Source organism: Ulvibacter sp. 2210JD10-4 (genome assembly GCF_058148525.1).
In genome coordinates this window covers 395,370-418,957 of sequence record NZ_JBYVJZ010000003.1, presented here as the reverse complement: position 1 = coordinate 418,957, position 23,588 = coordinate 395,370, and the positions used below count along the sequence as shown (strand labels likewise).

At 35.3% G+C, this 23,588-nt stretch carries 23 protein-coding genes and 2 tRNA genes; 12 read left to right on the top strand and 13 right to left on the bottom strand.

The window, feature by feature from the left end:
• Together galE and ACY2RT_RS09875 are read right to left on the bottom strand one after the other, a co-directional pair.
• Positions 1-1,020, bottom strand: a complete 1,020-nt coding sequence (galE, locus tag ACY2RT_RS09880; RefSeq protein ID WP_490155745.1) for a UDP-glucose 4-epimerase GalE — start codon at positions 1,018-1,020, stop codon at positions 1-3.
• A complete protein-coding gene (locus ACY2RT_RS09875; RefSeq protein WP_490155744.1) occupies positions 1,020-2,180 on the bottom strand; it encodes a DegT/DnrJ/EryC1/StrS family aminotransferase in 1,161 nt (386 codons plus the stop codon). The genes galE and ACY2RT_RS09875 overlap by 1 nt, the downstream gene beginning before the upstream one ends.
• A gap of 113 nt (positions 2,181-2,293) precedes the next feature.
• Between ACY2RT_RS09875 and ACY2RT_RS09870 the strand changes: the two genes are divergently transcribed.
• Positions 2,294-3,547 (top strand): 3-deoxy-D-manno-octulosonic acid transferase, encoded by a 1,254-nt coding sequence (locus tag ACY2RT_RS09870; protein ID WP_490155743.1) that lies wholly within the window; start codon positions 2,294-2,296, stop codon positions 3,545-3,547.
• On the opposite strand, the gene ACY2RT_RS09865 is transcribed toward ACY2RT_RS09870, so the two are convergent.
• On the bottom strand, positions 3,524-4,177 hold the full coding sequence (locus ACY2RT_RS09865) for a DUF2461 domain-containing protein (RefSeq protein ID WP_490155742.1): 654 nt from the start codon (positions 4,175-4,177) through the stop codon (positions 3,524-3,526). The genes ACY2RT_RS09870 and ACY2RT_RS09865 overlap by 24 nt on opposite strands.
• Positions 4,178-4,297: 120 nt before the next feature.
• Between ACY2RT_RS09865 and ACY2RT_RS09860 the strand changes: the two genes are divergently transcribed.
• Entirely contained in the window at positions 4,298-4,558 is a 261-nt protein-coding gene (locus ACY2RT_RS09860; RefSeq protein ID WP_490155741.1) for a hypothetical protein, read from the top strand.
• A 42-nt stretch (positions 4,559-4,600) separates the two neighbouring features.
• Here the strand turns inward: ACY2RT_RS09860 and ACY2RT_RS09855 are convergent, their stop codons facing one another.
• Positions 4,601-5,371 (bottom strand): XRE family transcriptional regulator, encoded by a 771-nt coding sequence (locus ACY2RT_RS09855; RefSeq protein WP_490155740.1) that lies wholly within the window; start codon positions 5,369-5,371, stop codon positions 4,601-4,603.
• A gap of 174 nt (positions 5,372-5,545) precedes the next feature.
• Here ACY2RT_RS09855 and ACY2RT_RS09850 point away from each other — a divergent pair, with 174 nt between their 5' ends.
• The 4 genes from ACY2RT_RS09850 (at position 5,546) to ACY2RT_RS09835 (ending at position 7,088) form a co-directional block, all read left to right on the top strand.
• On the top strand, positions 5,546-5,830 hold the full coding sequence (locus tag ACY2RT_RS09850) for a hypothetical protein (protein ID WP_490155739.1): 285 nt from the start codon (positions 5,546-5,548) through the stop codon (positions 5,828-5,830).
• Between the two features lie 131 nt (positions 5,831-5,961).
• Positions 5,962-6,396, top strand: coding sequence for a hypothetical protein (locus ACY2RT_RS09845; protein WP_490155738.1), 435 nt, complete (start codon positions 5,962-5,964; stop codon positions 6,394-6,396).
• Between the two features lie 100 nt (positions 6,397-6,496).
• On the top strand, positions 6,497-6,619 hold the full coding sequence (locus tag ACY2RT_RS09840) for a hypothetical protein (RefSeq protein WP_490155737.1): 123 nt from the start codon (positions 6,497-6,499) through the stop codon (positions 6,617-6,619).
• Between the two features lie 67 nt (positions 6,620-6,686).
• Positions 6,687-7,088, top strand: a complete 402-nt coding sequence (locus tag ACY2RT_RS09835; protein WP_490155736.1) for a hypothetical protein — start codon at positions 6,687-6,689, stop codon at positions 7,086-7,088.
• Between the two features lie 177 nt (positions 7,089-7,265).
• Here the strand turns inward: ACY2RT_RS09835 and ACY2RT_RS09830 are convergent, their stop codons facing one another.
• The 4 genes from ACY2RT_RS09830 to mutS form a co-directional block, all read right to left on the bottom strand.
• A complete protein-coding gene (locus ACY2RT_RS09830; RefSeq protein ID WP_490155735.1) occupies positions 7,266-8,174 on the bottom strand; it encodes a DUF5694 domain-containing protein in 909 nt (302 codons plus the stop codon).
• A gap of 207 nt (positions 8,175-8,381) precedes the next feature.
• Positions 8,382-8,467, bottom strand: a tRNA-Leu gene (locus ACY2RT_RS09825).
• Positions 8,468-8,481: 14 nt separating this feature from the next.
• Positions 8,482-8,554: transfer RNA gene (locus ACY2RT_RS09820), tRNA-Gly, on the bottom strand.
• 102 nt (positions 8,555-8,656) lie between these two features.
• A complete protein-coding gene (gene mutS / locus ACY2RT_RS09815) occupies positions 8,657-11,293 on the bottom strand; it encodes a DNA mismatch repair protein MutS (RefSeq protein WP_490155734.1) in 2,637 nt (878 codons plus the stop codon).
• A 153-nt stretch (positions 11,294-11,446) separates the two neighbouring features.
• Between mutS and ACY2RT_RS09810 the strand changes: the two genes are divergently transcribed.
• Complete coding sequence (locus ACY2RT_RS09810) at positions 11,447-11,986, top strand: RNA methyltransferase (protein WP_490155781.1); 540 nt, start codon at positions 11,447-11,449, stop codon at positions 11,984-11,986.
• Position 11,987: 1 nt separating this feature from the next.
• Here ACY2RT_RS09810 and folK read toward each other — a convergent pair whose 3' ends face one another.
• Complete coding sequence (gene folK, locus ACY2RT_RS09805; protein WP_490155780.1) at positions 11,988-13,115, bottom strand: 2-amino-4-hydroxy-6-hydroxymethyldihydropteridine diphosphokinase; 1,128 nt, start codon at positions 13,113-13,115, stop codon at positions 11,988-11,990.
• A gap of 110 nt (positions 13,116-13,225) precedes the next feature.
• Between folK and ACY2RT_RS09800 the strand changes: the two genes are divergently transcribed.
• Positions 13,226-13,927: a queuosine precursor transporter gene (locus tag ACY2RT_RS09800; protein ID WP_490155779.1), complete on the top strand. Its 702-nt coding sequence runs from the start codon at positions 13,226-13,228 to the stop codon at positions 13,925-13,927.
• A gap of 15 nt (positions 13,928-13,942) precedes the next feature.
• Positions 13,943-16,573 (top strand): AsmA family protein, encoded by a 2,631-nt coding sequence (locus ACY2RT_RS09795; protein WP_490155733.1) that lies wholly within the window; start codon positions 13,943-13,945, stop codon positions 16,571-16,573.
• Between the two features lie 3 nt (positions 16,574-16,576).
• On the opposite strand, the gene ACY2RT_RS09790 is transcribed toward ACY2RT_RS09795, so the two are convergent.
• On the bottom strand, positions 16,577-17,371 hold the full coding sequence (locus ACY2RT_RS09790) for a DUF2797 domain-containing protein (protein WP_490155732.1): 795 nt from the start codon (positions 17,369-17,371) through the stop codon (positions 16,577-16,579).
• A 44-nt stretch (positions 17,372-17,415) separates the two neighbouring features.
• On the opposite strand from ACY2RT_RS09790, the gene ACY2RT_RS09785 reads away from it, so the two are divergent.
• From ACY2RT_RS09785 to ACY2RT_RS09775, 3 genes are all read left to right on the top strand, one after another.
• Positions 17,416-18,930: a GH3 auxin-responsive promoter family protein gene (locus ACY2RT_RS09785; protein ID WP_490155731.1), complete on the top strand. Its 1,515-nt coding sequence runs from the start codon at positions 17,416-17,418 to the stop codon at positions 18,928-18,930.
• 3 nt (positions 18,931-18,933) lie between these two features.
• On the top strand, positions 18,934-19,758 hold the full coding sequence (locus ACY2RT_RS09780; protein WP_490155730.1) for a class I SAM-dependent methyltransferase: 825 nt from the start codon (positions 18,934-18,936) through the stop codon (positions 19,756-19,758).
• Positions 19,759-19,918: 160 nt separating this feature from the next.
• Complete coding sequence (locus tag ACY2RT_RS09775) at positions 19,919-20,116, top strand: hypothetical protein (protein WP_490155729.1); 198 nt, start codon at positions 19,919-19,921, stop codon at positions 20,114-20,116.
• Positions 20,117-20,201: 85 nt separating this feature from the next.
• Here ACY2RT_RS09775 and clpX read toward each other — a convergent pair whose 3' ends face one another.
• The 3 genes from clpX to tig form a co-directional block, all read right to left on the bottom strand.
• Complete coding sequence (clpX, locus tag ACY2RT_RS09770) at positions 20,202-21,434, bottom strand: ATP-dependent Clp protease ATP-binding subunit ClpX (RefSeq protein WP_490155728.1); 1,233 nt, start codon at positions 21,432-21,434, stop codon at positions 20,202-20,204.
• A 29-nt stretch (positions 21,435-21,463) separates the two neighbouring features.
• Complete coding sequence (clpP, locus tag ACY2RT_RS09765) at positions 21,464-22,138, bottom strand: ATP-dependent Clp endopeptidase proteolytic subunit ClpP (protein ID WP_490155727.1); 675 nt, start codon at positions 22,136-22,138, stop codon at positions 21,464-21,466.
• A gap of 82 nt (positions 22,139-22,220) precedes the next feature.
• Complete coding sequence (tig, locus tag ACY2RT_RS09760; RefSeq protein WP_490155726.1) at positions 22,221-23,540, bottom strand: trigger factor; 1,320 nt, start codon at positions 23,538-23,540, stop codon at positions 22,221-22,223.
• Positions 23,541-23,588 lie beyond the last annotated feature (48 nt).

The following is a 23,588-nucleotide window of genomic DNA, read 5'->3' as shown; positions in this document are numbered from 1 at the left end:
TTATAACTTTCTAACTTTTTGCTCCCACTTCCACGATGAAGATAAAGCATCTTCCATAGTTTTTTCAGCCTTCCAACCTAAAACACTATTAGCTTTAGCTGTATCTGCATATACAGAAATTACATCTCCGGGGCGTCTGTCAACAATTCTGTAATTTAATTTTTGAAGGGTCACTTTTTCAAAAGCATGAACTACTTCTAATACAGAACTACCCTTCCCGGTACCCAAATTGAAAATTTCGAAATTTGATTCATTTTTTCCAAAAAGTAATCGCTGTAGTGCTACAACATGAGCCTTCGCCAGGTCCACAACATGAATATAATCACGAATGCAACTACCATCCGAAGTTGGATAATCATCTCCAAAAACCAAAAGTTCATCACGCAATCCGGCAGCAGTCTGAGTTATAAAAGGCACTAAGTTTTGTGGAACTCCTACCGGAAGTTCACCAATTTCAGCAGTATGGTGGGCTCCAATAGGATTAAAATAACGCAATGCAATTGATTTCATTTCTGAAACAGCGCAAGTATCGATAATTATTTCTTCGCTGATTTGTTTTGTATTTCCATAAGGAGAAATTGCGGCTTTTACAGGAGCATTTTCAGTGATGGGTAATGTATCCGGTTCTCCATAAACCGTACAGGAAGAGCTAAAAATAAAGTTCTCTACCTGGTGTGCTTTACATTCCTTAAGTAAATACACAAGTGTATTGATATTATTCTCGTAGTACAATAATGGATTCTCCACACTTTCTCCTACTGCTTTGCTAGCCGCAAAATGAATAACACCTGCAATATCCTTATTCCTTATATAAAAATCTGCTACGTCTGCTTTATCTCGTAGATCTAATTTTTCAAAAATGGGAGATTTCCCGGTAATATTTGTAATGCCTTCCAATACATTAATTGTTGAATTGGAAAGATTATCTATGATTACTACTTCAAAGCCTGCATTTTGTAATTCGACTACCGTATGTGAACCGATATACCCTAAACCCCCTGTAACAAGTATTTTTTTCATTATTGTGTAACGAAATTTATAACAGTTTTGGTAATAAATTCGATTTGTTCATCATCTAATTCTGTATGCATAGGTAATGAAATTACTTCATTTACCAATTGGTTGGTCACAACAAAATCTGCTTCGTTATAACGCTCATCCAGATATGCTTTTTGTAAATGCAATGGAATAGGGTAATACACTCCGCAAGGAATACCATTCTCGTTCAAATGTTTTACCAATGCATCACGGTCTTTATCTATAACCCTAAGTGTATATTGATGAAATACATGGCATTCGCAAGGATCACAAGTTGAATCGTCTCCTGTATTACAAAAATTAGTAGGTGTAATAATGTTTTCAATACCTGAAAAAGCTTGGGTATATTTTTTAGCTGCCTTTCTCCGGGCTTCATTGTACGCATCTAAATGAGGTAATTTAGCTCGTAAAATAGTTGCTTGTATAGAATCAAGACGTGAATTAACACCCACTACATCATGATGATAACGTACGTACATCCCATGGTTTACTATTCCACGAATGGTATGCGCCAGTTCATCATCATTGGTAAATATAGCCCCTCCATCTCCATAGCAACCTAAATTTTTTGATGGAAAAAACGATGTTGAAGCTACATGCCCTATAGCTCCGGCTTTCTTTTTTGAACCATCTTTACTTGTGTAAGTGGCTCCTATCCCCTGAGCATTGTCCTCAATTACATATAAATTATGAGTATTTGCAATGTCCATAATAGCATCCATATCTGCTACAAGTCCAAACAAATGTACAGGCACTATAGCTTTTGTTTTTGGAGTAATTGCTTTTTTTAAAGCTTCAATATCTATATTAAAATTAACAGGGTCCACATCAACCAAAACAGGTGTAAGTCCTAATAATGCTATTACTTCAACTGTTGCTGCAAAAGTAAAATCTGCTGTGATTACTTCATCGCCGGGTTGCAATCCCAGCCCCATCATAGCAATTTGCAATGCATCTGTACCGTTTGCACAAGGGATCACATGCTTTACTCCTAAATAAGCTTCCAACTCCTTTTGAAATTGATGTACTTCCGGTCCATTGATAAATGCAGTAGATTCGATCACATCGATCACTGATGCATTTACTCTGTCTTTTATATGTTCGTACTGACCTTTTAGGTCAACCATTTGAATTTTTTTCATATACTTTACTGAAGAAATCGTTATTATTAACTTGTGGTAAAACTACAAAAATTGAAAACGGCAAACAATGTAATTACATAAAGAAGCGTATTTTAGCGTTTCAGTATTCATTCATGCGAATTCTATATAATTTTTTAATCAGGGTTGCTTATTTCCATTTATGGATCGCACAGCTTTTCAGCAAAAAACTAAAGCTGTTTGTTCAAGGAAGGAAAAATGTCTTTGAAATTCTTTCAAAAAAAATTGGCCCCAAAGACAAAACCTTCTGGTTTCATTGTGCTTCTTTAGGTGAATTTGAACAAGGGGTTCCTATAATGGAAGCCATAAAAAAAGATTTTCCGGAATATAAAATTGTAGTTTCCTTTTTTTCTCCCTCCGGCTATGAAATAAAAAAGGATTCATCCGTTGCAGACGCAGTGGTGTATTTACCCATGGATACCCAAAGTAATGCCAAACGTTTTATTGAAATGGTACACCCTTCTTTGGTGTTTTTTATAAAGTATGAATTTTGGCCAAACTATTTATTGGAGTTAGAAAAGAACAATATTCCAACGTTACTTATTTCCGGGATATTCAGAAAAAATCAAATATTCTTTAAACCACATGGAAGCTTTATGCGGAAAGCCCTGCATAGCTTTGAACATTTTTTTGTTCAGGATACTACTTCGGAAGCATTGCTAAAACATCTTGATTTTAGTAATGTTACCATAAGCGGAGATACACGTTTTGATAGAGTTTCGCATCAAATTGAGCAGGATAATACATTGGGTTTTGTAGCCGATTTTAAGCAAGACACTATTTGTATTATTTGCGGAAGTACCTGGCCGGAAGATGAAATGGTATTGATAGATACAATGAATTCTACTTCAAAAAATGTAAAATATATTATTGCACCGCACAAAATTGATCCGCACAAAATTGAAGCTTTCAGAAAAAAACTGAATAAAGAGAGTGTTCTATTTTCAGAAAAGGAAGGGAAATCACTTTCCGAATATGCTGTACTTATAATAGATACCATTGGATTACTGGCCAAAATTTACAGCTATGCCGATATTGCATATGTAGGTGGTGCTATGGGAACTACCGGACTTCATAACATTTTAGAACCTGCCACTTTTGGAGTGCCGATTATTATTGGTAAAAACTTTTCTAATTTTCCGGAGGCAGAACGCTTACAAAAATTAGCAGGCCTATATTCTATTAGCACTCCTGAGGAATGTTCCCAAATTTTAAATAAGTTTATTGACGACAAATCTTTTCGAAGCAAAACCGGAATGATCTGTGGACATTTTATAAACAGTAATACAGGAGCTACAAAAAAAATAATGGATCATGTAATGGGGCTACACACTGACGGCTTCATTTAAATACCTTCGGAATGGCAGTAATTCCTTATAAACTTCGATCACTTTCATATCATAATTTGGCTGTTCTACTTCTTCCTGAGTAAAATAATGTACTACCGCAAACGATTTCTTTCGTAACAGGTCTATATGCTTATGATCTTGTGAAAACCCTCTTGGAGCAGTTTTTAACTGTTCATCTTCAATGAGGCCGCCAAATGTATTCTTAAAACTTTTTTTGCTTAAGATTTTTTTTAATTCTTCGCCATTATAGTCAATAGCATCTCGAATGCTTTTTAAAATTTTTGAGGAAGGATGCCAGTAGCCACCACCTATATATGATTTGTTCACTCCCAGTTCAATGTAAAAATCCCCTTGTTTACTGCGTTGATCCAATCCGGCACCAAAGTGATCTTTATAGATTGGTCTGTTTGGGTGAAACATTAAATTATTATTTATACGGTTGATTGCTTTTTTCCCGGGAGTATCGAAATAATCATCATCGATCAGAGCTAGTTTTTGATTCATCCGGTCTAACCAATCAATATAAAAATCACGGACCTCATAGTACTCCTTCCGGTGAATATCCATCCACTCTTTGGAGTTATTTTTTTGAAGTCTACTTAAGAAGTTAAACATATGCTTAAAACTCATTATCAAAAAGTTAAATAATTATATTATATAATCCATTTTAAAAAATTTAATAAAACTTTACGAATCTTAAATGTTAAAATTTGTAGTTTTGTTTAATAACATTAACTAAAATCTAATAAAATGAAAAAAATAGCAATTATTGCCTTAACTGCATTATTTATTGGAACTTCTTTTACTTCTTGTAGAGAAAAAAAAGAAGATGTTTCTGAAAGCGAAGAGCTCATTCAAGAAATGAAAGAAGATGGTGCTGATATAAAAGTTAAAAAAGACGGAGACGAAACTAAAATTAAAATGGAGACTGATGACAAAGAAGTAAAAATTAAAACAGAAGATGGAGAAACCAAGATAAAGGTAGAGACGGACGAGGGCGATGACAATTAATAATATATTTTAAAAAGTGATCCTGAACAGGATCACTTTTTTTTATGCCTTTATAGTATTGATCTGCCCTTTCAACTCTTCCATTGATTGTTGTAACTGACGTAACAACATACTATCACTTGGCTCATCAATACCAAAACTCAACTTGCTGTTGACCATCCACAATTCCTGAATCTCTCGAATTTCAACATCAATAGGCAAATAGTCCTTATTAAGAGAGATTAATCGAACCTGCTCTGAGTTTTTTGGAATTTTTTGTAGTTTTTTAACTAGAACAGAATCTTTAAGTACTACAATATATATTTTGCTGTCATCGGCTTCAGAAATACCGGATACCGCTTTTCCCAATACCCATTCATTAGGCCGGATATTAGGCAGCATACTATCTCCTTCTACCTGAAAACCTCGATACGTAGCGTTTCGATACTGTGGCAATGGAATATTAAATGCCGGAAGTGTTTCATACCATTCCACATCCTGAATATTATGTGGGTAACCTGCAGCAGCTTTTTGGTTGACCAGTAAAATAGTATCATTATCTTCTTTATCTATTGCAATTACCTTTGGGCTAACATCATCATTATCTATACTTATGTATTGTGTAAAACTTGCTCCAAACAGCCACAAAGGATTGATATTAAATTGCCGTAGTAACTCCATTACCACTTTACCGGAAATTTTTGTTTTCCCTCGTTCTATATCTGCTGTAGTATTACCAATCCCTAATAATTCTGCAAAAGATTGCTGTGTGTGATGCAATTCTTCTCGTACTTTTTTAAAACGCCTTGCTTCAATTGAAAGTTTCGTGTCCATTCTCAAATATATAAAATTTTGGAATAAATCCAATAAAAACTTGGATATATTCCTAATCAAGAGATTTACGCTTTAGAAATATTGTAATCAACTGTGAAAAACTTTAATGAAAAAGTCTAGCTATCAAAAAAATACCTATTTTTAACATCTATTAATCACTAATCTATATAGACAATGAAAAAATTAATCTTATCCTTCGCATCATTATGCCTAATAGTATCTGTATATTCTTGTAGAGATACTGAAAAAAAGGCTGAAGATGCAGCAGATTCTGTTGAAGAAGTAATGGAAGATGCAGCAGATGATACCGAAAACGCTATTGAAAATGCAGCAGACGCTGTTGAAGATGCCATGGAAGACGCGGGCGATGCTATTGAAGAGGCAGCAGAAAACACCGGCGATGCCATTGAAGAGGCAGCAGATGATGTTGAAGAAGCAGTTACCGGAGACGACAACTAATCTCTTCATTTAAAGAAAATAAAAAACCCGGCGAATGCCGGGTTTTTTATTTTCATATTATTTTTAGACACACTTAATTCTTCATCTATAAACTACAATTTATAAATTCACAGGTCAGATTCACAAAAATTATGAAAAAAATATTTGAAGAACTTATTGAAAAATTAAAAAAGGTGGAACGCAGGCGACTATATATATACCTAATAGTATATCTTATTTGGGGAGTCTTTATGAATGCTTTTGGGCAATACGCTGAAATTGCAAAATTTACGTATTGGTGGCAAATAATACCCACTTATATAATGTATATGATCCCAATTTCAATTTTATTGAGAGAGTATCCTTTTTTTACACAATATGCCTATGGCCTTGTTGCTATGGGATTGTTGGAGTTTGGCGGTTATGCAATGGGAACTTCATATATTTACCCAGATAATATACTCGACCAATTGTTTGGAGAGCATGTATTCGCCCTGGGTATGGCACTTTTTTTTGCTAGTTATTTTCCTGTAGGAAATTTCTTTGTAAATAAAATATATACAAAAATAAACGATGAAAAACAATAAAAATCGATAAAAATACTAAAAATTTAACTTTTATGCACTATTAGAAATTTTATAATAACTACATATCTTCGCTTTGAATTTAACCGAAAATCTAGTTATTATGAAAAAACTTATGTTTATTTTAGCTATACTTGCCTTAGCTGCAAGTTGCACACCAGAATCACTGACTACCGATGAACAACAAATCGACAAAAAAGAATATGAAGTTCCGCCAAACGGATAGGAACAAAAACATTATCACTGGGGTGTTGCTATCATTATTCTTGACGGCAACACCTTTTTTATTTTACATGTATAAATATGCTCCATCCGGTGTCACCGAATGGGAGACCTCATTTGGCACAATTACTTCCGGAGGTTTTGGAAGTGTGCAGGCATATCTGCATGCCTTATTTACTAAAATTACATTTGTTTCCTTAGCTGGAATTTGGTTCTTAACATCTAACAATTGGTGGAAATATGCTCTTTTGGTTCCGCTTACCATGTTCTTGTTCCAACTTTCAGGAGTTATCAATTATAAAATACAATACATTGATGAATTTGATTTTTGGTATTCACTTCCGGCAATTTTACCTATTCTCTTCTTTTTAATCTATATCTCTTACCGTATCAGTAAAAGAAGTATTGCTTCTGATGAGCTGAAAAAAGATGTAGACGAAGAAATTAAAAATATATTGAGCGACGATCTGTGATACAAAGAGTATAGTGTTTAAAAAAGCTCAGAAGTAATATAGATCAATCTTCAATAATACTACTTGGTGTTTAATCTCAGTCTTACTAGTTAAAAAGATTTAAAGGTTTTTGTTTCCGATCTTAAAAATCAAACTTATTAGCTATTTTTTTACATCGTATCGTGTTGGCAACAGTATTTATTTCTTCAAGTAATTGTTCGGCTCGATATATTCAAAATCGGGCGAGTCCGTAAAAAGTTGCCTTAATTGCCAAACGTGACCTGAGCCAGTAATTAATAAAAGTCTTTCTTCTTTGTCAAAGTCTGTTAAATCATAAGCGTTTGCAAACATTCTTAAATTCCGTCTATACCAACGCCCAACATCGTCAGCTCCAATATAATTATCTCCTGCTCCTTCTAAAATATTGTTTGTTAAATAAGCTTGATGATCTTTTAATCTGTCTTCTGGATTATTTATTAGAATTAAGTGTTCTGTTAAAGATTGTGTCATCTTTAATGAATCGTGTAATTCATAAAAAGATTTGTAATTATAACGAGTGGCTTTTTCATATTGCCCAAAAGATTTCAGAGAGGTTTCTTGGTCATAAGTATCCCAATCTAATTCAGCTCCAAACCAATTTGCTGAGGCATCTATGCAATAGATTCTATTGTGCCCTAATTTTTTAGCAAGTTTAAAACCAATTTGATAGACTTCGTTAGTTTTTTCGCTGATGTCAAAATCGCCCTTCAGGAAATTTTGGTATCTAGCATTTGCAAGACTATCAGTTTTAATTCGATTCCATTCCACAAGGATTTTAGTTGGTTTGTATTTTGCTATTTTACTCAAAAGAGTATCCAATTCTTTTTGCCTTTTTTCTCCTAAAATATTTACAGTATATTTTACTTTGTATGCGTCCAGGCCTGGATTGCTAAAATGGAAAACCCCCAAAACCATAGCTTTTGTTTTGTGTTTTCCAATAAAGAGATTTGGGTCTTCTATCGGGTTTGTTTTTCCCGATTTTTGGTTTTGTTCCGGTTTTTTTTCTACTTGTTGTTCACAAGAAGTCAATAGGGTCAAAATCGCAATTCCGCAAATCAGTTTTTTCATTTTATAATGTTTTGGTTTACTTTATAGAGTAAATCTTTGATCGATTGTTACAGTTTCTGGGATATTGTTGCTAACGGTTTGGTATGATTAGTTTCGATTACAATTTTTAAACATGTATAGATCTTAGGGTACTTCAAAAGTAATTTAGCAATAAAGAAGAGAAGGTAAAAAACACGAAAGCTCCCTATTTTAGGGAGCTTTCGCTTGTACTGAAGGCGGGACTTGAACCCGCACGGACATTACTGTCCATTGGATTTTAAGTCCAACGTGTCTACCAATTCCACCACTTCAGCTTGGTATATGACTGAGCGAAAAACGGGATTCGAACCCGCGACCTCCACCTTGGCAAGGTGGCGCTCTACCAACTGAGCTATTTTCGCGACTGTTAAGAACGATGCTTTATTGCTAAAGCGGACGCAAATTTAAAATATTTACTGCAAACACAAAGGGTTTTTTAGAAAAAATTCAAGACTGTAAAAAGCTTATTTTTTTAGCTTGACCGAAGCACTTCGTTGTAACATTCTCTTGATCTCGTTTAGCTTCATTAAAGCTTCCACAGGGGTAAGGGTATCTATATCAATATCCAGTATTTCTTCACGTAATTCTTCCAGAAGAGGATCATCCAATTTAAAAAAACTCAATTGCATTTCGTCTTTTGAAAGTGCTTTCATCTCTTCCGTGAGTTCTTCTGAAGAATGTGATCTTTCTAGACGTTTTAAAATTTTATTGGCACGATGTAATACCGCTTGTGGCATGCCCGCCATTTTTGCCACGTGAATTCCAAAACTATGATGTGATCCTCCCGGGACTAACTTCCGAAGAAACAATACAGTATCTTTCAATTCTTTTACCGAAACATTATAGTTTTTAATTCGTGAAAATGTTTCGGTCATTTCATTTAATTCATGATAATGTGTTGCAAACAAGGTTTTTGCTTTTGAAGGATGTTCGTGCAAATATTCACTAATAGCCCAGGCAATGGAAATACCATCATAGGTACTGGTCCCTCTCCCTATTTCATCCAGAAGCACAAGGCTTCTTTCCGAAATATTATTTAAAATACTCGCCGTTTCATTCATTTCTACCATAAAAGTAGATTCGCCCATAGAGATATTATCACTGGCGCCCACACGTGTAAAGATTTTGTCCACACATCCCATTCGTACTGCACTTGCAGGAACAAAACTTCCCATTTGTGCTAAGAGCACAATTAATGCTGTTTGCCTTAAAATTGCCGACTTACCACTCATATTTGGGCCGGTGATCATAATGATCTGTTGGTTTTCCCGGTCTAAAAACACATCATTGGCTATATAAGGAGCGTCCGGAGGCAATTGTTTTTCTATGACCGGATGACGACCATCTTTAATATCCAGATCAAAACTATCATCTAATAAGGGGCGTGTATAATTAGAAGCTTTAGCCTGCGCTGCAAATGAGCATAGACAATCTAACTCGGCAATAAGTGCTGCATTTTGTTGTACCACTCCTATAAAGGACAGCATCCACTGAACCAGTTTTTCATATAATTCATGCTCAAGTGCCAGTATTTTCTCTTCCGCTCCTAAGATCTTTGCTTCATATTCTTTCAATTCTTCCGTAATATAACGTTCTGCACTTACTAAAGTTTGTTTACGGATCCATTCTTCCGGGACTTTGTCTTTATGTGTGTTACGGACTTCAATATAGTATCCAAATACATTATTGGAAGCGATCTTTAAGGAAGTAATACCTGTTCGTTCTGTCTCTCGTTCTAACATTTGGTCGAGATATTCTTTTCCACAGGTTGAAACACTTCGCAGTTCATCCAGAGTTTCATGAAAACCCCTAGCAATTGTATTTCCTTTTAAAATATTTACAGGAGCTTCTTCATTGAGCGTTTCTTTTATTTTTTCTCTCAATAACTCGCAATCCTGTAATTGTTCTCCTATAATTTTAACCGACTCATTTTTGGATTGCAATGCCTGTGCTTTTACCGGAACTATAGCTTCCAATGAGTTTTTTAATTGAACCACTTCACGCGGGTTGATCTTTCCGGTAGCAACCTTGGAGATCAATCGTTCCAGATCGCCTATGCGCTTTATGTGTTGTTGGATCTTCTCCAATACATCATTATTTTCCAACAGATAACTTACAACTTCATGACGGCGTGAGATCTTTTCAGTATTTTTTAAAGGAAGTGCCATCCACCTTTTTAAGAGACGCCCTCCCATTGGTGAAATTGTCTTATCAATAACATCCAAAAGTGTCACCGCATTTTGTTGGGTAGAATGATACAACTCTAAATTTCGAATGGTAAATCTATCCATCCAGACATACTCATCTTCAGCAATGCGGGAGATCTTGGTGATATGCTGTAGTTTGTTGTGTCTTGTTTCACTTAAATAATGTAATGCAGCACCTGAAGCAATAATGCCCTCCTCCAAATGTGCCACACCAAAACCTTTCAGGTTTTTGGTCTCAAAATGCTTTTGAAGTGTTTCTAAGGCATAATCGGTTTGAAACACCCAGTCTTCCAAGTGGAACACATGAAAATTATCGCCAAATGTTTCAGAAAACAATTTTCGTTTCTGCTTACTGAACAATACTTCGGAAGGATTAAAATTTTGTAGTAACTTATCAATATATTCTGCCGAGCCCTCCGCTGTTAAAAACTCCCCTGTAGAAACATCTAAAAAAGAAATTCCTAAATTATTTTTAGTTGCTGAGCTTGTTGAAGTACCGAAATGAATTGCAGCCAAAAAATTGTTGGACTTGGACTGTAGAATATCATCGTTTAAAGCAACTCCCGGAGTTACCAACTCGGTCACCCCACGCTTCACAATAGTCTTGGTTTGCTTTGGATCCTCCAATTGATCACAAATGGCCACACGACAACCGGCCATAACCAGTTTTGGCAAATAAGTATTTAAAGAATGATGGGGGAAACCGGCCAATTCTATATCATCACCACCATTGTTACGTGCTGTAAGTGTAATATTCAAAATTCCAGCCGCTCGAACTGCGTCTTCTCCAAAAGTCTCATAAAAGTCTCCTACACGAAACAACAATAACGCATCCGGATACTTTGCCTTGATGGTATTATATTGCTTCATTAAAGGAGTGACTTTCTTCGCCATTTTTCTCTAGTTACTGAACCAGTAAAAGTAAAAAATCTCTGCTATTTTTTGAGATGGATATTGCTTGATTTATTGTGTTTTATCAACAATTTTCATCCCGATGATTCGTTTTTTGAAGCTATAGATTTTACCTTTGACCTTTCAGAAAGAGATATGCAACACCGAAAATTAAAAAACAGCGAGCTAGATCGTATTAGTCCTGATGTTTTTAAGGCTTCCCAAAAAACACCTCTTATTATTATTCTTGACAATATCAGAAGTTTAAATAATATAGGTTCTGTATTTCGAACTGCCGATGCTTTTTTAATTGAAAAAATCTACCTCTGTGGGATCACTGCCTCACCTCCACATAAGGATATCCAAAAAACAGCATTGGGAGCTACAGATAGTGTTGCCTGGGAGTATGTTGAAAATAGCTTGTCCCTTATCAGGAAATTGAAAGATGAAGGGGTTTTTGTAGCTGCGGTAGAACAAGCCGAGTTGGCAATTCCACTTCAAAATTTTTCTCTTCGGAAAGGCTTAAAATATGCTGTTATTTTTGGCAATGAAGTAAAAGGTGTACAACAGGAAGTAGTTTCAGAAAGTAATGCTGTTATTGAAATTCCACAGTATGGAACCAAGCATTCATTAAATATTTCTGTTAGTGTAGGCGTTGTTGTTTGGGATCTCTTCTGTAAACTAAATAACCTTTAGTTTATCCTACAATTTCTTTTAAAATATAAAGGAAGTCTTTTCGGTTCTTTACAAAGTCCAAGTCCGAAATATCTATGATCTTTATGTTATCGTTATGTTGTGTTTTGATAAACTCCAGATAACCGTCATTAATTTTCTGAAGATAAGATGCTTCGATCCCTTTTTCATAATCTCGACCACGGTTTTTAATATTTTCAAGTAACCTGTCTGTCTTTTGGTATAAATAGACATAGACATCGGGTTTGGGTAATTCCTTATGCATTAAATGATAAAGCTTTTTATACAACTCAAACTCCTCTTCCTGTAAGGTGACCTTTGCAAAAATAAGCGATTTATAAGCATCGTAATCTGCAACTACACAGTCTTTAAACAGGTCGAACTGTTTAATATCCTCTAACAATTGCTGGTATCTATCTGCCAGAAAAGACATCTCCAGAGGAAATGCGTATCTGTGTTGGTCTTCATAGAATTTTGGCAAAAAGGGGTTATCCTTAAAGCGTTCAAGTATTAACTTCGCATTAAAATCGTTTGCTATACAAGTTGCCAAACTGGTTTTCCCAGCACCAATATTCCCTTCGATCGCGATGTAATTATATCTGGAAACATCGTAATCTTTCTGGGGGTTTCGCAACCACTTAGACTGCTTAACGATCTCACTCTCATCCTTGGTCTCCGCTAATAATTGGATGCTTTTTTTTTGAAATCTCGGGTGTACCAACTGCGAATTAACTTCAGCTAATGGCTGTAATACAAATTTCCTGTTTTGAATTTCCGGATGAGGTATCGTCAAATTTTTTGTTTCCTTTATCAGATCGTCTACTAGTAAAATGTCTATATCGATTAACCTGGACACATATCCTTTCTGTGCTTTTCGCTCCCTCCCAATTTGTTTCTCAATACCGAGAATCGTTTTTAAAACTTGTTGTGGGGAAAGCGTGGACTGTACTAAAACCACACAGTTTAGAAAATCATCTCCTTCAAATCCCAAAGCAGGAGTTTGATATACCGAAGATATTTTACTGATATTTCCTATACTTTCAAAAATAGCATTAACCGCTTGTTGTATATGTTCAAAGCGGTTGCCCATATTACTGCCTAACGAAAGATATATGTTCTGCAATGGTTTAATAAAACTGAAATTTTAACATTTAAGACGAAATTAAGGAAAAGAAAACGACTGACCATTATCTTTGCGTGTAATCAAAAAAAATAGTGGCAGCACTTACCTTTAAAGATAAAATGTTGGCGCAACGTATCTATTTGATTTTGGGTGCGTTATTTATCGCTTCATTAGTAGTATCCAATTTAATTTTTCAGAAATTTTTTTACTGGGATTTTTTTGGGTTGTATACATTTGAAATCTCTGTGGGGATTCTACCCTATCCAATTACATTTTTAATTACTGATATTATTAGTGAAGTATATGGAAAGAAAAAAGCCAATCAAGTAGTTACCGCCGGTATTTTCGCTTCTTTCTTTTCACTATTGATCGTCTATGTTTCAAGTGCTGTACCTGCTACAGATTGGAGCCCTATTGACAATCTTTTATTCGATAAAGTCTTTGGAGCAACAGCTGTTGCGGTTTTTGCTTCAATGATGGCTTACCTATTGGCACAGTATATAGATATTTCAATCTTTCATTTCTGGAAACGACTCACCAAAGGAAAGCATCTATGGCTTCGAAATAATTTTTCAACTTTCTTATCACAATTTGTAGACACCTTTACGGTATTGTTTTTGTTGTGTAGCTTTGGAAAAATTGATTGGTCTCTGTTTGGTGCATTGTTGTTGAGCGGATTTTTATTTAAAGTATTGGTGGCCGCATTAGATACTCCTCTCCTATATGCTGCCGTTTTTGCCTTCAGAAAAAGATTCGGTTTAAAAATGGCAGAAGAATTAGATGCCCAAGTATTACTTAGCACTGATGAATCCAGTTTGTAAAAAGAAAAAAATAGCATGAAAAAAATAGTTAAAATCCTGGGGGCTTTTATACTGATAGTAATTGCTCTATTAGCATTATCTCCATTACTTTTTAAAGGAACTCTGGAAAAACTCGTTTTAAAGAATATTGATCAGAATGTCAATGCTACGGTAGCTTGGGCAGATTTTGATCTGAGCCTTTTCAGAAGCTTTCCCGATGCGGCCTTAACCATAAAGGACTTTAGTGTTATTAATAAAGCCCCTTTTGACGGAGATACGCTGGCGAGCGGTCAGCTTTTAAAACTGGATATGGGAATCACACAACTTTTTAAAAGTGGTGATAGCCCTATTAAAATTGATGCCTTCTTTCTGGACAATGCATTCATAAATATTTTGGTAGACTCTACCGGGCAAGCCAATTATGATATTGCTATAAAAGATGATACTACCAATAATGAAGTAGTCAAATCGAGTAGTGAGGGTTTTACTTTCGACCTAAAAAAATATAGCCTAAAAGATTCTCAAATTAATTATCTGGACGAAGCTTCGCAGACGTTCTTAGTTCTGAAGAACTTAAACCATGAAGGTAGCGGGGATTTTTCTTTGGCACAATCTGAACTGGAAACTAAAACAGATGCATTTGCTTCATTGCGTATTGAAAAGGTTAATTATTTAAAGAACAATACTGTTTCGCTGGACGCTGTGTTTCAACTGGATCTGGAAAACCAGAAATATACTTTTTTAGACAATGAAGTAAAGATCAATGAGCTTCCACTTACCTTTGACGGCTTCCTGAAAATAAATGAAAATAATAGTGAAATTGACCTCTCATTTAAAACCCCTTCTTCCGATTTTAAAAATTTCCTGGCAGTTATTCCGAAAGTATATGTAAAAGAATTGGACGGAGTCACCACTACCGGAAACTTTATAGTTGACGGAAAATTGAAAGGAAATATAGATGAAACTCATATTCCAAAAATGGATGTTAAAATTGCAAGTAGTAATGCTTCTTTCAAATATCCCGACCTGCCAAAAGCCGTAAAGAATATTTCTATAGATGCGCAATTGAAAAATGATACCGGCCTTTTAAAAGATACCTATCTCAACATTGGCGGTTTAACTTTTAAGATCGATGATGCGCTTTTTACTGCCAATGGAAACATTCGTAATATAACAGCAAATGCATTGGTAAATTTAGCAGTTAAAGGAACACTCAATTTAGCAAACATCGAGAAAGCCCTTCCATTAGAATTAGAACAAAGTCTAACCGGGGTTTTTAAAGCAGATATTACTACTAATTTTGATATGCGGTCTTTAGAAACGGAACAATATCAAAATATCAAAACGCTGGGATCTGCAAGCATCACTGATTTTACGTATAGTGACGAGGCCTTTAAGGATGAACTCAAAATTGCTAATGCAAACGTTACTTTCACTCCTGGAAATATTCAATTAGAAGAAATGAATGCTTCTTCCGGCCAAACTGATATAAATGCTTCGGGGACCATTAAAAATTTGATTCCATGGATCATGGCAAAGCAAGACCTGAAAGGACGCTTTAGCGTGAGATCCAATACCTTTAATGTAAATGACTTCATGACCTCTGAAGAGGAAGTTTCAGGAGAAAATGAAAGTTCTTCAGAAAGGGCTTTGGCAGATAATTCAGTTAAAATCCCAGATTTTTTAGATGCAACAATGGACTTTTCTGCTACTAAAGTAATCTACGATAATATAGTGCTGAACAATGCTAAAGGAACGGTAAGTATAAAAGATGAAACAGCAATTTTAAGTGATGTAACTTCATCAGCTTTTGGTGGAGATGTAGCTTTTTCGGGAAATGTTTCCACTAAAACCGAAACACCTTCTTTTGTTATGGATCTTGATCTAAAAAAGATCGATATTGGTCAATCCTTCAGTCAATTGGATTTGTTAAAATTTATTGCTCCTATTGCCAAAGCATTAGATGGTGACCTTAATACAACCATCAAATTAAATGGCGACCTCAATAATGATCTTACTCCAAAATTAAGTTCTCTTGCAGGTAATGCACTGGCACAAATACTAACTGCAGAGGTAAATCCTAAGAATGCACCTTTATTATCTAAATTGGGTGAACAGGTTTCATTTTTGAATCTGGATAAATTGTCTTTGCAAGATCTTAGCACTGCCATTACTTTCAATAATGGAAAAATAGAGGTAAAACCTTTTAATATTGATATTGAAGGGGTGAAAATAACAGCTGGAGGCAGCCACGGCCTGGACAAAAGCATTGATTATAATCTCACAATGGACGTTCCTGCAAAATACCTGGGGAATGATGTTACAAATCTATTGGCGAAATTAGATCCTAAAGATGCAGATGAAATGAGGGTTGCAATTCCTGTTGGAATGAACGGCACATTTACCAATCCTAAGGTCTCTTTAAATACGCAAACTGCTGTACAAACACTTACCAAAAAATTAATTGAGAAGCAAACACAAGATTTAAAGGACAAGGGTACAGATATTCTGCAAGATCTTATTGGAGGTGCCAACACACCAAAGGATTCCACTACAACTACCGGTACAACTACACAACAAACCGCTACAGATGTTGTGGAAGATATTATTGGTGGTCTTTTTGGTAAGAAGAAGAAAAAACAGGATACTACAAAAAACAACAACTAGTTTTTATTGTATGGAAATTGAAACAACGTATCCTTCGCTTCCACGAATATTGAATACGGTATTATCCTCAAAAATGAGGTACTGTCCTTTGATACCTTTTAAAACACCTTCGTAAAAAGGAGATTTATCAAGGTTTAAGCTTTTAACCTTTAACGGATATTGTAAAACAGGAAACTCAAGATTGGTTTCTGAATTGTTTTCAATATAAAACTCCGTTGCTTCTTTCGGGATAAAAGATTTCAATTTGTTGCGCCATTCTACCAGGTCTTCATCTTTTATATCATTTTTAAGCATGGTTCGCCAGTTGGTTTTATCACTTACATGTTCTTTTAAAGCAACTTCAGTAATCCCAGCCAAATAGCGATTGGGGACTTCAACTATTTCAATCGCTTCGTGGGCTCCCTGATCGATCCAACGTGTTGGAACCTGACTTTTTCGAGTAACTCCAACTTTTACATTACTACTATTCGCCAGATATACAATATGCGGTTGTAGTTGTACCTTTTTTTCAAAAGCAAGGTCTCGGTCTTCTTTGTCTAAATGTGCCGTACTTAGTTCCGGGCGCATGACCCAATCTGCTGCTTGTGGAATCTCATAAAAGCAATCATAACAAAAGCCTTGTCGATATATCTTCTTTCCCAAGCCACAATTAAGGCACTGATACCTCAAAAAATTAATTGAAATTTTTTTATCCAGTAATTGATTCACGTTTAAAAAGTCATTTTCAAAAACCAGATAATACTGAATAGGCGACCCGTTTTCGGTTTGCATTTTTGTTAAGACACCTTCGTAGTTCATTGAAAGAAAATTGTTATTTTTATTGCATAAAGATAGCTCAAAATATGCCAATCCCCATAGTAAATTCTATTGCATCGTGGTTCCTTAAAAAAAGGTTCCACCAGATCGAGTTGTTTTTAAAATATCCTATCGAAGTACAGGAAGAGTTGCTTCAAAACTTACTTCAGAAAGCAAAGAATACGGAAATTGGAAAGCAATACGATTTTGGAAGTATCAAAACTTACAGGGAGTTTGCAGACCGCGTTCCTATTTCCACTTACGAAGAAAACGAAGATCATATACAAAGAGCCCGGAAAGGTGAAAGCAATATCTTTTGGCCCACTCCTATTAAATGGTTTGCTAAATCCAGTGGCACAACAAATTCAAAAAGTAAATTTATTCCGGTGAGTAGTGATTCGTTGGAAGACTGTCATTATGCAGCTAGTAAGGATCTATTGTGTATGTATTTAAATAATAATCCCGATTCGCAATTGTTTTTGGGTAAAAGTTTACGATTGGGGGGAAGTAAGGAGCTTTATCAGGAAAATGGAACCGTTTTTGGCGACCTTTCTGCCATATTGATAGACAATATGCCTTTTTGGGCGGAGTTTAGCAGCACACCCAGTAGCGAAGTCTCTCTAATGAGTGACTGGGAAACCAAGATGCAGGCAATAGTAGATGAAACTATAAAAGAGAATGTGACCAGCCTGGCAGGAGTGCCTTCCTGGATGCTTGTCTTACTTAATAATGTAATTGAAACCACCCATAAATCTAATCTTTTTGAAGTTTGGCCCAATCTGGAAGTCTACTTTCACGGAGGTGTAAGTTTTGATCCCTATATTGAACAATACAACAAATTACTGCCTAAAAAAGATTTTAGGTATTATGAAATCTATAACGCTTCGGAAGGGTTTTTTGCTATACAGGATCGCAATGCTAATAAAGAGCTTTTATTAATGCTTGACTACGGAATTTTTTACGAATTTATTCCAATGGACACCTATGGATCCCCGGAAGAAAAAATTATTCCATTGAACGATGTGGAAGAAGGGAAAAACTATGCTATTGTTATTACAACAAATGCAGGCTTGTGGCGCTATAAAATAGGAGACACCGTGCGATTTACCTCAACCCATCCGTATCGTATTAAAGTTACTGGACGTACAAAACACCACATCAATGCCTTTGGAGAGGAATTAATTATTGAAAATGCCGAAACTGCCCTCCGGAAAACAGCCAAGCTTACTCATACTGAAATTGTGGATTATACTGCGGCTCCCATTTTTATGAAAGGAAAAGAAAAAGGTGCCCACGAATGGATTATAGAGTTTAAAACTCCTCCCGAGGATTTTAACTTTTTTGCAAAATTGTTGGACGAATCACTTCAAGAGGTAAATAGTGATTACGAAGCTAAGCGATATAACAATACTACCTTAAATGCCCCAACAATACACTTTGCCCGAGAGCGATTATTTTATGATTGGCTAAAACAAAATGATAAGTTAGGAGGGCAACACAAGGTTCCCAGACTTTCCAATTCACGTGATTATTTAGAAGAATTACTAACCTTAAACTCTTAGGTTTTGAATATTGAAGTTCATGATACCGCCTTCATGGTTGCTTATTACAGAGCACAGCATGAACATTTAAGTAAAGATTCTTTTGCAAAGTTGTGGTTACGGCCTACCGTAAAGAAATGGGCTCTAAGTTTTTTTGAAAATGTTTCTTACGAAGATGAAATATTGCATTGTATGCGCAATCGCTATTTCCATGATCAACTTCAAGAAATAGCTTCAAAAAATGAAGAGGTATTATTTATAAACTTAGGAGCCGGATTTAGTATGTATCCCTATGAATTACCCGAAAATATCGTAACTATAGAAATAGACCTGCCTACCATTTATGCCTATAAAAAACAAAAAACAGACACATTTATAGCTGAACAAAAACTACCGGAAAGAAACGTTTTACATGTAGCCGGAGATATTACCGGTCCAGAAAACAAAAAACAACTTGAAGCACTTGTTGCAAGGTTTAAAACTAAGAAAGTTGTAGTTCTAATTGAAGGTGTATTTTTCTTTTTAACGAAAGTACAAATAGCTTTCATTATGGAAATGTGCGGTAACATCCTTAAAAAAGACGATCTGTTATTTTGTGTTTCATATAATAATGAAATCACCAAAACCGAAGTTTTTAAAAAACTTACTACCTATTTTTCTGAATTCTTAAAAAGTGAAGGGAACCCTTTTACCGTAATTCCTCATTCCTATTACAGATCAGTTTCGGGATTTATCTTAAAAGATCAATTTAGTAGCCTGCAACTAGCAAAAAAATTGAAGTGCATCAACCCTTTAATTACTGAAAATGAGGTGCTAAACGAATACTTCTATACGTTACAAAAAGCATAGCTTAACGTATATCATTCATCCTTAGTATCTTACACTTAATCGATAAATTGATTTTTTAAAAACCATTTAACGAGTATTTTCCTCTATTCAACTAAAAGATTTGGTAGTCCTTTTCTTACTTTATACGTTTACACCAGTATTAATCATTTTTTGGGGCAAAATGAAAACAATAAAATATATAATAGTAACTCTTATCCTAATCATTGTTCTAACGGCAGGATTGACCTCTTGCGGGACTGCAGTTAACGTAAAAGATGACAACAGTGAAGTTGCGGGATATACCTTAAAAAATAAGGCGGAATTGATGCAACAAAAAATTCTTAATAAAAAGAAGAAAACAATTTTGGCCACTCCATGATAATTATTAGTAGTTAAGATGATATAAAAAGCCTCAGTAACTAAACATACTGAGGCTTTTTGTATTTATAGGGTTGGCTTATTTTTTAAGAAACCGCTTTCAGCTTCTTTATAGTGGACTTATTTAATTTTTCCTGAGCGTATTCTACAGTGACGGTCAGTTCTTTGTCATCGGTTCCAGGCAGTTCGTACATCGCATCGGTTAATACTGCTTCACAGAGTGAACGAAGTCCACGTGCTCCTAACTTATATTCAATGGCTTGTTCTACAATGAAGTCTAAAGCCTCTTTTGTAATCACAAAATCAATTCCGTCCATTTCAAACAACTTTTTATATTGCTTGATAATAGCATTCTTCGGCTCTGTTAAAATGGCTCTAAGGGTACCTTTATCTAATGGATTCATATAGGTTAACACCGGAAGTCTGCCAATAATTTCAGGAATCAGTCCGTAGTCTTTTAAATCCTTCGGAATTATATATTTCAACATATTATCCCGCTCCATGGTATCTTCTTTTTTAGAAGCACTAAAACCTACCGCCTGCATATTGAGCCTTTTGGAAATATGACGATTAATACCATCAAAAGCTCCTCCGGCAATAAACAATATATTTTCGGTATTTACCTCAATGAATTTTTGATCGGGATGTTTCCGACCTCCTTTTGGCGGAACATTCACAGTAGTACCTTCCAAAAGCTTTAACAGTGCTTGTTGCACTCCTTCTCCGCTCACATCGCGTGTAATAGATGGGTTATCACTCTTGCGAGCAATTTTATCAATCTCATCAATAAAAACAATCCCGTTTTGGGCTTTTTCAACATTGTAATCTGCTGCCTGTAATAAACGGGTTAAAATACTTTCCACATCTTCTCCTACATATCCGGCTTCGGTTAAAACAGTTGCATCTACAATTGCCAAAGGAACATTCAACATTCGTGCAATGGTTTTTGCCACTAAAGTTTTACCGGTTCCGGTCTGCCCAACAATAATGATATTACTTTTCTGAATTTCAATATCATCATCGGTCTTAGGTTGCAATAATCTTTTATAATGATTGTAGACAGCAACAGACATCACCTTTTTGGTATGCTCTTGCCCAATTACATAATCATCCAGAAAATTTTTAATGGATTTGGGTTTTTTAAGCATTAATTCTTTACTAAGCTCGCTGTTGGTAGAATGTAAAGCTTCTTCCACAACAATACCATGTGCCTGTTCAATACAGCGGTCACAAATGTGAGCATCCAAACCTGCAATCAACAGATTGGTTTCGGCTTTTTTACGGCCACAAAACGAACATTCTAATTCTTCTTTCGACATAATAACTGTTTCTAAGTTTTTCCAAGATTTTATCCTCGGGATAAAATCTCATCGATCATTCCGTATTCAAGTGCTTTATCTGCTTTCATCCAATAATCACGGTCACTGTCTTCGTAAACTTTATCATAAGTTTGACCGCTATGCTTTGCAATGATGTTATATAACTCTTCTTTTAAGGTAATTATTTCTTTTGCGGTAATTTCAATATCACTCGCCTGCCCTTGAGCACCTCCCATTGGCTGATGTATCATTACACGAGAATGGGTTAAACCGCTACGTTTTCCTTTTTGACCGGCACACAATAAAACTGCTGCCATAGAAGCGGCCATACCGGTACAAATAGTTGCAACATCCGGCTTGATAAATTGCATGGTATCATAAATCCCTAAGCCTGCATATACGCTACCTCCCGGAGAGTTAATATAAATTTGAATGTCTTTAGATGCATCTGTACTTTCCAAAAATAATAACTGTGCCTGTACAATATTTGCTACCTGATCGTTAATTCCTGTTCCCAGAAATATAATACGGTCCATCATCAGTCTCGAAAAAACGTCCATTGCCACCGCATTCATTTGGCGCTCTTCAATAATATTAGGGGTAAGATTTACAGGATACATGCTACTTACGATTTTATCGTAGTACATGCTATTAATCCCTTGATCCTTTGTTGCAAAGGCTTTAAATTCTTTTTCGTAGTTCATATAAAAATATTCCAGTTTTTTTTAATAAAAAAGCGTTGAATCCTTGAATTCAACGCCTAAATATAACTATTTTCTTGCTGAATTACTCGTATGCTTCTTTTATGAATTTATCATACGTAATTTCTTTAGTCTTTAATTTTGCATTTTCCTTAAAGAACTGAAGCAATTTATTAGTATTCAACTGCTCGCTTATACGCTTAACTTCTTCTTCATTAGCAAGTATTCTGGCTGCAATATTGTCCAATTCTTCTTCGGAAGGGTTTGCTTGTCCAAATTGCGCCATTTGTGCCTTGATCATAGTTTTTGAATAATCCTTTAATTCATCAAAAGTGACCTGCAAATTATTTTCTGCTCTAATTTTTCCTTCTATCAACTGATAACGCAATCCCTTCTCGCTGCGTTCATATTCTTCTTTTGCAGCCTCTTCTGTCATAGGCTTCTCTCCTGAAATTTGTATCCAGCGCTGTAAAAACTCATTGGGAAGTTCAAATTTTGTATTCTCGATCAGGGATTCTACCACATCGTTCAATAGTTTTTGGTCGCTTTGCTGCTCAAATTGTTTTTCGGCATCTTCCTTGATTTTTTGCTTCAGTTCAACTTCAGATGTTACGATCCCTTCTCCAAATAATTTATCGAATAGCTCCTGATTCAGTTCAGCCATTTCACGAGTATTCACTTCTTCAATTTTTAAGCTTACCTCAATATCTAACCCATGTGCATCATCATGAGAAACACCCAAATATTTTTGATTGTCGTGATCATCCGGGAACATTCCTTTGGTCTTCAACGTTACCGTATCACCCACTTTTGCACCAATTAAAGCAGAAAGTTGTTTCTTTCCCTTAATAGCTTCGGTAGAAAAAGTTGTTTTACTCTCTATTTCCTTTTCTTCAGCAGTAAAGGTTCCAGTTATCTCATCTTCTTTGGCAACCGTATCTTTAGCAATTAGTTTTCCGTATTGCTTACGGATAGTTTTTATTTGATTGTCCAGCATTTTATCGTCTGCTACAATTTTGTATTGAGTAATTGCCTTTTTCTTTAGGCCTACTTCAAATTTTGGAGCCAAGCCCAGGTCAAACTCAAACGAAAAATCATCTGCATTCCAATCGATCTCGACTTCATTCTTAGGTAATGGATTTCCCAAAACATCCAGCTTTTCTTCTGTTAGGAATTTATGTAAGGAATCTTGCAGTAATTTGTTCACTTCTTCTACTAAAACTGCTGTACCATATTGTTTTTTAACCATACCCATAGGTACATGTCCTTTTCTAAAGCCAGGAATATTAGCATTCTTCCGGTAATTATCCAGAACCTTACTTACCTTTTCCGAATAATCTTCTTTTGAGATTTCTACTGTAACTACAGCGTTTAAACTATCAATGTCTTTTTTTGTAATGTTCATTTTTTCTGAAAAATTTTCCGTATAAAAATCGGGTTGCAAAAGTATGGT

Excerpts from the sequence above, each read along its gene's own strand:
- galE (WP_490155745.1), bottom strand. The coding sequence starts at position 1,020 with ATGAAAAAAATACTTGTTACAGGGGGTTTAGGGTATATCGGTTCACAT.
- ACY2RT_RS09875 (WP_490155744.1), bottom strand. The coding sequence starts at position 2,180 with ATGAAAAAAATTCAAATGGTTGACCTAAAAGGTCAGTACGAACATATA.
- ACY2RT_RS09870 (WP_490155743.1), top strand. The coding sequence starts at position 2,294 with ATGCGAATTCTATATAATTTTTTAATCAGGGTTGCTTATTTCCATTTA.
- ACY2RT_RS09865 (WP_490155742.1), bottom strand. The coding sequence starts at position 4,177 with ATGAGTTTTAAGCATATGTTTAACTTCTTAAGTAGACTTCAAAAAAAT.
- ACY2RT_RS09860 (WP_490155741.1), top strand. The coding sequence starts at position 4,298 with ATGAAAAAAATAGCAATTATTGCCTTAACTGCATTATTTATTGGAACT.
- ACY2RT_RS09855 (WP_490155740.1), bottom strand. The coding sequence starts at position 5,371 with ATGGACACGAAACTTTCAATTGAAGCAAGGCGTTTTAAAAAAGTACGA.
- ACY2RT_RS09850 (WP_490155739.1), top strand. The coding sequence starts at position 5,546 with ATGAAAAAATTAATCTTATCCTTCGCATCATTATGCCTAATAGTATCT.
- ACY2RT_RS09845 (WP_490155738.1), top strand. The coding sequence starts at position 5,962 with ATGAAAAAAATATTTGAAGAACTTATTGAAAAATTAAAAAAGGTGGAA.
- ACY2RT_RS09840 (WP_490155737.1), top strand. The coding sequence starts at position 6,497 with ATGAAAAAACTTATGTTTATTTTAGCTATACTTGCCTTAGCTGCAAGT.
- ACY2RT_RS09835 (WP_490155736.1), top strand. The coding sequence starts at position 6,687 with ATGTATAAATATGCTCCATCCGGTGTCACCGAATGGGAGACCTCATTT.
- ACY2RT_RS09830 (WP_490155735.1), bottom strand. The coding sequence starts at position 8,174 with ATGAAAAAACTGATTTGCGGAATTGCGATTTTGACCCTATTGACTTCT.
- mutS (WP_490155734.1), bottom strand. The coding sequence starts at position 11,293 with ATGGCGAAGAAAGTCACTCCTTTAATGAAGCAATATAATACCATCAAG.
- ACY2RT_RS09810 (WP_490155781.1), top strand. The coding sequence starts at position 11,447 with ATGCAACACCGAAAATTAAAAAACAGCGAGCTAGATCGTATTAGTCCT.
- ACY2RT_RS09800 (WP_490155779.1), top strand. The coding sequence starts at position 13,226 with ATGTTGGCGCAACGTATCTATTTGATTTTGGGTGCGTTATTTATCGCT.
- ACY2RT_RS09795 (WP_490155733.1), top strand. The coding sequence starts at position 13,943 with ATGAAAAAAATAGTTAAAATCCTGGGGGCTTTTATACTGATAGTAATT.
- ACY2RT_RS09790 (WP_490155732.1), bottom strand. The coding sequence starts at position 17,371 with ATGAACTACGAAGGTGTCTTAACAAAAATGCAAACCGAAAACGGGTCG.
- ACY2RT_RS09785 (WP_490155731.1), top strand. The coding sequence starts at position 17,416 with ATGCCAATCCCCATAGTAAATTCTATTGCATCGTGGTTCCTTAAAAAA.
- ACY2RT_RS09775 (WP_490155729.1), top strand. The coding sequence starts at position 19,919 with ATGAAAACAATAAAATATATAATAGTAACTCTTATCCTAATCATTGTT.
- clpX (WP_490155728.1), bottom strand. The coding sequence starts at position 21,434 with ATGTCGAAAGAAGAATTAGAATGTTCGTTTTGTGGCCGTAAAAAAGCC.
- clpP (WP_490155727.1), bottom strand. The coding sequence starts at position 22,138 with ATGAACTACGAAAAAGAATTTAAAGCCTTTGCAACAAAGGATCAAGGG.
- tig (WP_490155726.1), bottom strand. The coding sequence starts at position 23,540 with ATGAACATTACAAAAAAAGACATTGATAGTTTAAACGCTGTAGTTACA.